Below are 1,142 nucleotides of genomic sequence, written 5' to 3'. Positions count from 1 at the left end.
GCACCTACGGTACGGCCACCTTCACGGATTGCGAAACGCAGACCTTGGTCCATCGCGATTGGATGGATCAGGGTAACAACCATGTTGATGTTGTCACCAGGCATTACCATCTCAACGCCTTCTGGCAGTTCGATGGTACCGGTCACGTCAGTTGTACGGAAGTAGAACTGTGGACGGTAGCCTTTGAAGAACGGAGTATGACGGCCGCCTTCGTCTTTGCTCAGGATATAAACTTCTGAGTCAAAGGTAGTGTGTGGTTTGATTGAACCTGGTTTAGCCAGAACCTGACCACGTTCGATGTCTTCACGCTTGATACCACGCAGCAGAACACCAACGTTCTCGCCTGCACGACCTTCGTCAAGCAGTTTGCGGAACATTTCAACGCCAGTACACGTTGATTTCACAGTATCTTTGATACCAACGATTTCAACTTCTTCGCCGACTTTAACAATACCGCGCTCTACACGACCGGTAACAACAGTACCACGGCCGGAGATGGAGAATACGTCTTCGATTGGCAGCAGGAACGGCTGGTCGATAGCACGTTCTGGTTCTGGGATGTAGCTGTCCAGGTAACCGGCCAGTTCGATGATTTTAGCTTCCCACTCAGCTTCGCCTTCCAGTGCTTTCAGCGCTGAACCACGAACAACTGGGATGTCGTCGCCTGGGAATTCGTACAGAGAAAGAAGTTCACGAACTTCCATTTCTACCAATTCCAGCAGCTCTTCGTCATCAACCATGTCGCATTTGTTCATGAATACGATCATGTATGGAACGCCAACCTGGCGGCCCAACAGGATGTGTTCACGGGTCTGTGGCATAGGGCCATCAGTTGCAGCAACAACCAGGATTGCGCCGTCCATCTGAGCAGCACCGGTGATCATGTTTTTCACATAGTCGGCGTGGCCTGGGCAGTCAACGTGCGCGTAGTGACGGCTTGGGGTGTCATATTCAACGTGTGAAGTGTTGATGGTGATACCACGAGCTTTTTCTTCTGGTGCGTTATCGATCTGGTCGAATGCGCGTGCAGAACCGCCGTAGGTTTTAGCCAGAACGGTAGTGATTGCTGCAGTCAGGGTAGTTTTACCGTGGTCAACGTGGCCGATAGTACCAACGTTAACGTGCGGTTTTGTACGTTCAAA

Annotated in this window: 1 protein-coding gene; it reads right to left on the bottom strand. The window is 51.1% G+C overall.

The window, feature by feature from the left end:
* A partial coding sequence (gene tuf / locus ACMHLI_RS23365) for an elongation factor Tu (RefSeq protein WP_413531461.1) occupies window positions 1-1,142 on the bottom strand: 1,142 nt, incomplete at both ends.

This window comes from Rahnella inusitata (assembly GCF_965118895.1).
Lineage (GTDB): Bacteria > Pseudomonadota > Gammaproteobacteria > Enterobacterales > Enterobacteriaceae > Rahnella > Rahnella inusitata_A.
This window is presented reverse-complemented; position numbering and strand designations above follow the sequence as displayed.